Origin of the sequence: Okeania sp. SIO2B9, assembly GCF_010672505.1 — a bacterium.
Taxonomy (GTDB): domain Bacteria; phylum Cyanobacteriota; class Cyanobacteriia; order Cyanobacteriales; family Microcoleaceae; genus Okeania; species Okeania hirsuta.
Genome location: NZ_JAAHGK010000326.1, coordinates 1 through 6346, shown reverse-complemented (window position 1 = coordinate 6346; position 6346 = coordinate 1). Strand labels below are relative to the sequence as shown.

At 35.0% G+C, this 6346-nt stretch carries 9 protein-coding genes; 6 read left to right on the top strand and 3 right to left on the bottom strand.

Translation table 11 applies throughout. The annotated features are described in order from the left end of the window. Both F6K13_RS13420 and F6K13_RS13415 read right to left on the bottom strand, forming a co-directional pair. On the bottom strand, positions 1-189 hold a 189-nt coding region (locus F6K13_RS13420; RefSeq protein ID WP_287287608.1), incomplete at its 3' end, for a hypothetical protein. Positions 190-321: 132 nt separating this feature from the next. Beyond that, positions 322-753 (bottom strand): hypothetical protein, encoded by a 432-nt coding sequence (locus tag F6K13_RS13415; protein ID WP_124146776.1) that lies wholly within the window; start codon positions 751-753, stop codon positions 322-324. Between the two features lie 286 nt (positions 754-1039). Here F6K13_RS13415 and F6K13_RS13410 point away from each other — a divergent pair, with 286 nt between their 5' ends. Together F6K13_RS13410 and F6K13_RS13405 are read left to right on the top strand one after the other, a co-directional pair. Then, entirely contained in the window at positions 1040-1270 is a 231-nt protein-coding gene (locus F6K13_RS13410) for a hypothetical protein (protein WP_124146777.1), read from the top strand. A 92-nt stretch (positions 1271-1362) separates the two neighbouring features. Beyond that, the gene (locus F6K13_RS13405) at positions 1363-1911 is read left to right on the top strand and encodes a CAP domain-containing protein (RefSeq protein WP_287242677.1); all 549 of its coding nucleotides are present in this window, start codon (positions 1363-1365) and stop codon (positions 1909-1911) included. A 307-nt stretch (positions 1912-2218) separates the two neighbouring features. Here F6K13_RS13405 and F6K13_RS13400 read toward each other — a convergent pair whose 3' ends face one another. Then, positions 2219-3793, bottom strand: coding sequence for a photosystem II high light acclimation radical SAM protein (locus F6K13_RS13400; protein ID WP_124146778.1), 1575 nt, complete (start codon positions 3791-3793; stop codon positions 2219-2221). 456 nt (positions 3794-4249) lie between these two features. On the opposite strand from F6K13_RS13400, the gene F6K13_RS13395 reads away from it, so the two are divergent. From F6K13_RS13395 to F6K13_RS13380, 4 genes are all read left to right on the top strand, one after another. Further along, positions 4250-4618 carry a DUF1830 domain-containing protein gene (locus F6K13_RS13395; protein WP_124146779.1) on the top strand — a complete coding sequence of 123 codons (369 nt, stop codon included), beginning with the start codon at positions 4250-4252 and terminating at the stop codon, positions 4616-4618. A gap of 221 nt (positions 4619-4839) precedes the next feature. Then, positions 4840-5397, top strand: a complete 558-nt coding sequence (locus F6K13_RS13390; protein ID WP_124146780.1) for a hypothetical protein — start codon at positions 4840-4842, stop codon at positions 5395-5397. 130 nt (positions 5398-5527) lie between these two features. Beyond that, positions 5528-5653, top strand: a complete 126-nt coding sequence (locus tag F6K13_RS13385; RefSeq protein WP_275670436.1) for a hypothetical protein — start codon at positions 5528-5530, stop codon at positions 5651-5653. A 23-nt stretch (positions 5654-5676) separates the two neighbouring features. After that, on the top strand, positions 5677-6346 hold a 670-nt coding region (locus F6K13_RS13380; RefSeq protein WP_287287606.1), incomplete at its 3' end, for an ATP-binding cassette domain-containing protein.

Sequence of the window (6346 nt, the reverse complement as noted above, 5' to 3'; positions counted from 1 at the left end):
TCCAACTGTGGTAGAAAGCATATTATCTTGCATCTCCAATGGAAATTCTTTTTTCAGTGCTTTGACTAGAGGAGTATTAGAAAAGTTAGTCTCAGTTGTTAATCCCAAATCATTGATAATATAACTATCTAAAGTTACTTTATCTAAGCTGACTTTTAAGTATTTACTAATCATATTTTGAAGTTTCATAAATTCTGGAAGCTGACTTTTATCCCTGCCAGACTTTTCTAGTGCTATCTCTATAGTTTTAATTCTTTCCGCTTCAACTATGCGGTTTTTTTTCTCAATTTTTCTCCGTATTTCTGATTCAATTCGGAATCTTTATTCCTGATATTTTCTATGTTTTTCTGCTTCAAGTACCTTGACTTTTCTGATTGTTTTTTCTTGAAGATATTGATTAATAAATCCTTCGGCAATTTCAGCAAATTCTGATTCAGAAATACTTTTTCTTGTCTGACTATTTCTAGGCTTATCTCTTATTTCGTCATAACCATAAATTACGGATTGTTTTGCTTGATTTTTTTCAGCATAAACCGTATATTTAGGATTTCCTTTTTCTAACAAAATCAACAAATATTGATACTTTTGATTATTCTTAGTTTGGAGTTGATTTAACAAAATTATTTCTAGTTGGTCTGGGCGATTAAATATCTTGATATTTTGCTGAGATGGTAAATTAAATTTTTTCTTTTTCCGATAAACCAGATTATAGTTAGAAATATTTTCTCTGATTTGAGTAATTTTCCTGGGCATTTTTTCTAGGGGTTTAAAATGATTAAAAACTTAGCCGTTCAAATTGTACCATTTTGGATTTCTATAATAAATATTTTGTAGTGATCGCCAAATTTTACCTTTTTCATCATCATTAATCAGAGGGCGTACTAATTATCTGATATTTACTTCTGTGTACGGAGATTCCATACCTCTAAAGTAGGGATGTTCCATGAAATGTCCCTGCTCATAAAATGTAGAAAAGTTGTTGATAAATGGTATTATATTTATTGTTAATACAATATAATTTTTCATAAACGATATTATTATGCCAGCTACACCAGAAAGTATCCACGCTTTTCTTAACTATTGTCGAGAATATATTAGTGGTACAAAAAGAAGTGATGGTTGGTTATTTCTAAATATATTTTTTCAAGCATTCAGATATGAAGGTTTAAAAGAAGTAGGTGCTAAATGTGAAGAGGTAGTTCCTGATGGTAGTCGCAAGGGAAAAACAGGATTTGCCGATTTATTTTGGCCTCGTAAAATCCCACTTTAGAACAAGTTATTAATGTGGCAAATGTAGCCGTAGAATTAATAAAAGAAAGTGGAGTTTAAAGAAGTTGCACATAGCAGAGAGTAGATTAACGAATGAATCATAAATATTTAAAACAAACTTTCTGGAGTCTGGCAATATTGTTGAGTAGTTGTAATTATCAACAAGTTATTAAAAATTTGCCAGAAATGCCAGAAATTCAAAATTCTAGACAAACTCCTATCTCCAGACCAAGAGTAGCAATTTCACCTGATGTTAATGGGTTAGAAAAAACTGTATTTGCTCAAATAAATCAATACAGAAAATCTAAAAACTTACCACCTCTCCAGTGGGATAATACTATTGCTCAACAATCTAGAATTCATGCTCAACAAATGGCTAATGGAAAAACAACTTTTAGCCATGATGGTTTTAAGGAAAGAGTACAAGTAATTAGTCAACAAGTTCAACTCCAAAGTGCAGCAGAAAATCTAGCTAATAATTTTGGTTATAATAATCCTGGAGAACAAGCTGTTGAAGGTTGGATAGATAGTCCTGGTCATCATAAAAATATGGTAGGTGACTATAATTTAAGTGGTATTGGTATTGCTCAAAATTCTGAAGGAACATATTTCTTTAATCAAATTTTTATTAAAACTAGGTAAGCATTTCCTACGGAATGCTGCGCAAACAGCGGTCAGCTATCAGCTATCAGCTTTATTACCTTTAGTGGAGAATTTAAGCTTGCTGTTCTTGTGCTTCAATTCTTTGTTTAAAAATGTTGTAGAAGTTAAGCAAATGCTTGCTTCATTCATTAAAAAGCTGAATGCGAGCGCATTCCGCAGGAAGAGCTGACCGCTAATAGCTAAATGCTTACTAATGAATATTACATTCTTAGTGAAATTATGATTACAGGTTTAGATGAAATTTATTAATACGAAAAGGTGCGCTAATAACGCACCATGATTAACATTAACCTGCTTTGACTAACTGTTTTTTCTCTGAAGATACTATAGGCGCACTTAAAGCTTCTTCCAGTTCAGCACGACCTAATTTTTCTTCTAAAATATTCATTACTTCACGACCAAAATCATTAGAATTTCTTTGCCAAGCTTCTAAACAAACTTCTCCAAAAAATGCACCTAAAGGTTCTGGATTCCATAATAACTTTCTGGCAGTCCAAGGCATTAAACTCATAGGATCATATCCTGGTTTGAGAACTTCATTTTTCAGGGCATAATCTTCTAAATGAGTATGAGGTTGTAACCCAATAAAAAAGATAGCAGGTTCTACTTTTTCTGCTCCAAAAATTTTCTCTAATTCTCGGTGATAAGCAATAGTTTGTCGAATCGTTTCATAAGTTTCATCTATTACATTAAATGAGTAATTCACCGAAACTAAATCATTAAAACCAGCAGCTTTTAAATCTCGACAATTTTCCAATACTACCCGCAAGTTATAACCCATTCGCATTTTGCGAACCAGTTCCTGGGAACCACTGGTAATGCCAATTTCAAAATAATTCATCCCAGTCTTTGCCATGAGGTCGCACAACTCGGGAGTGAGGTTATCAGCACGAATATATGCCGCCCAGTGAATATCATCCATACCTGCATCAAGGATTTTTTGCAATAATTCAACCGCATCATCCATAAACCTACGAGCAGGAATAAACTGAGCATCAGTAAACCAGAAGTTACGAATACCGCGATCGTATAGTTGCTTCATTTCTGCAACAACTTCATCCGCAGGGTTGATCCGGACTTGTTTACCCTCAATAACTGTATAAACACAGTAACAACAGTTATGAGGACAACCACGTTTAGTTTGTACCCCTATATAGAAATCTTGGTCTTGTAAGTAGTATACAAATTCTGGCCAAATACTATTAATATAGTCGTAGTTACAGGCAGTTTTTTCCACAGGAGCAGGTTTTTCGTGAATCAAGCGATCGCGTGGTGATGTTTCTCCTACCACATAGCATCGTTGATCGTTAAAATCTTCTGCTCGAAGAAGTCTTTCTAACAATACCTCTCCTTCTCCTACAGATACAATAGTACCAGTGGGTAGACTACGACCTAATTGTTCATAAAATACACTTACTGCTCCACCACCAACCACTGCACGAGTTTCAGGTCGATAATTTCTCGCCCTTTTGAGACCTTGTTTTATTAGTCCTACATTGCGCCAGAGTTCTGTATAATAGGAAACAGCTAACCGCAAACCTCCTATTGCACCTCTAAATTTAATCAGAGGGTTTTTCGCATAGTAAAACTCGAAAGCATTTTGCAGAGGGTTTCCTCCACGACCTCCTACAGGTGCATATATCTGAATATCTCGCCAGGAAAACACTAATAGATTTGGTTTAAACTCATCAATACAATCATTGAGAGCTGTTTTATAGTCCAGAGGAGGTACTGCCCCAAGGTCAAATATTCGTTGTTCTACTTCTGGTAAGTACTTGTGGACATGATCTGATAGATAAACAACTCCGATGGGAAAAATCGGATTACAAGGAAGACGAACATAAAGAACTTTATTTTCCATAATCAATGTTTCTTATCACATATATAACTTTTTGTAAGTATTTTTTTGAAGAAAGATAACAAATATGGTGGACTTATTTAATTTTAGTATTTATTTTCTTAAAATTTTGATACACAATCTTAATAATCGTAAAATATAGGTGTTGCTGATTTTAAGTATGAAATTTCTAAGAATGTAAGTTTTGATACAAAAATTCAAGGGTGCAAATCATCACCTAATTTCCCTAAAACCGATACCCGACTATATAGAGCTACATTCATTCCTAAGTATAAGAAGCTTTAATTAAACAAAAAGCTGAAAATTTGGAATAATCTTAAGATTTTATTCAGATTTATATGGGCCATGTGATGCTAATATTGTTAGTCAGTATTCAAGATTACAACTGATTGGGATCGGTTGATGTTAACTTGTAGATATAACTAAAACTTGTTTAAAGTAAAAACTTTTCAATAGACTATGACACAAATTCTTGATCCCTTACCATCTAACAGTTCAAATCAAATTCTTTGCTGCTACGTTAATGCAACAAGTCAAATCCAAATTGCGAGAATTAGTAATATACCAAATTGGTATTTTGAGAGGGTTGTATTTCCAGGGCAGCGTTTAGTTTTTGAATCTGTTATGGGCGCTTCTATGGAAATTCATACAGGCATGATGGCAAGTTCTATATTATCTGATACAATACCATGTGATCGCCTACAAATAAATCAAGGCCCTTATTCCTCTATTTCTAAAACTGAACAGGGTATATCAAAATTAGTTAGTTTACCTCAAAGACGGAAAACCCCTGCAAAACCAGCAGCAGTTTTAAGTGCAGTGGATTAATTTAATTTAGAAGTGTCGAGGATATATCAACTGAGTCACAATTATTCCATCAGAAAAAAGTTGATGTCCTAGATAATTAATACTCCCAACTAATGCAGTTATTTTGTGTTTTTGTATTCAAAGGGATGTTAGAGAGGAAATGGGTTTATACCTGTTTCCTCTAAAGTTTTTAATGAACAAATAATAAGTCTCTTAAATTAAAAATATTTAGTTAAGAAAAAATGTCTCAAAATCAAGACTCAGAAATTTTTGTATTTAGAATTTCTCCTCTGATTAAAATAACCCTTTTAAGTTTGTATGTGGCATTGACTATACCTCTACCTTTTCTATCTCAAGTCACAAATGCGCCAGTACCTCCTATGATTTTAGGAGCGGGACTAGCACTAGGAGCAGTAGCATTATACGCAGCTTTAACAGAACGAGTAATTATTGATGACCAGGGAATTCAGGTATCCTATCCAGTCTGGGTGCCAGACCTGTTTCGCAAAGGTTGGTATTTGCCTTGGGCAGAAATAAAAGCTCTCAAACCTCGGACTACAGGTCAGGGAGGTTTAGTATATTACTTTGTAAGTAATTCTGAAAAAGGTTATTTGTTGCCCATGCGAATAGTGGGTTTTGCCAAGTTGGTGAGAATAGTTGAGGCCAAGACAGGTATAGATACAACTGATGTACGTCCTTTATCGCAGCCTTGGATGTATTTGATTTTATTCGGTTGTACGATATTGTTACTATTAGTAGATGCCTGGACTATTTCCAACGCGATCGCTATTTCTTCTTGAAGAAGGAAGAAGGAAGAAGGAAGAAGGAAGAACCGAAGGACTAAAGGACTAAAAAAGTGTATGGGGAAGTATTCTATATAGAAGAAGCAAGAGGGAAGAAGGAAGAAGGAAGAACCGAAGGACTAAAAAAGTGTATGGGGAAGTATTCTACATAGAAGAAGCAAGAGGGAAGAAGGAAGAAGGAAGAACCGAATTTTTGTTTCTAGGTATCTTTATCACCCCATCACCCCATCACCCCATCAGTGTGAGGTATTAAACTTATGAAGAAAAAGATAAAAAATGGGACAGCAGCAGCGTCAACTATATTTAGACCGAGTAAGTTTGACCGCTCCAGTTAGCTCTAAGTATTTACTGAAAGATATTTCTTTTGCTGTAGAAAAAGGTGCTAGAGTTGCTATAGTAGGTACTTCTGGAGCAGGGAAAACATCTCTATTGCGATTATTAAATCGATTAAATTCCCCTACTTCTGGTTCTATATATTTGGATAACCAGGAGTATAGCAAGATTCCTGTTACTCAATTACGACAACAAGTGACAATGGTTTTACAGGAATCAAAACTTTTAGGAATGTCTGTAGCAGAAGCGATCGCTTATCCTTTAAAACTCAGAGGAATAAGGCCACCTGAAATTCAGCAAAGATGTGAATATTGGATACAGCAGTTGCATATTCCTCCCGACTGGTTATCCAGGTCAGAATTACAACTTTCAGTGGGGCAAAAACAGTTAGTAGCGATCGCTCGTGCTGCTGTAATTCAACCTAAAATTCTATTATTGGACGAACCGACCTCATCTCTAGATGTTGGTACAGCAGATCTAGTTATAGGGGTATTGAAAACGTTAACAGAAAGTCAAGTAACGGTGATTCACCTAAAAGGCGCTTATTCGCAACATCTTAGCGATTTGCGCCAGATCAATGTGCGGCACGCTGGAACAGGCGAGACTTGTCTTG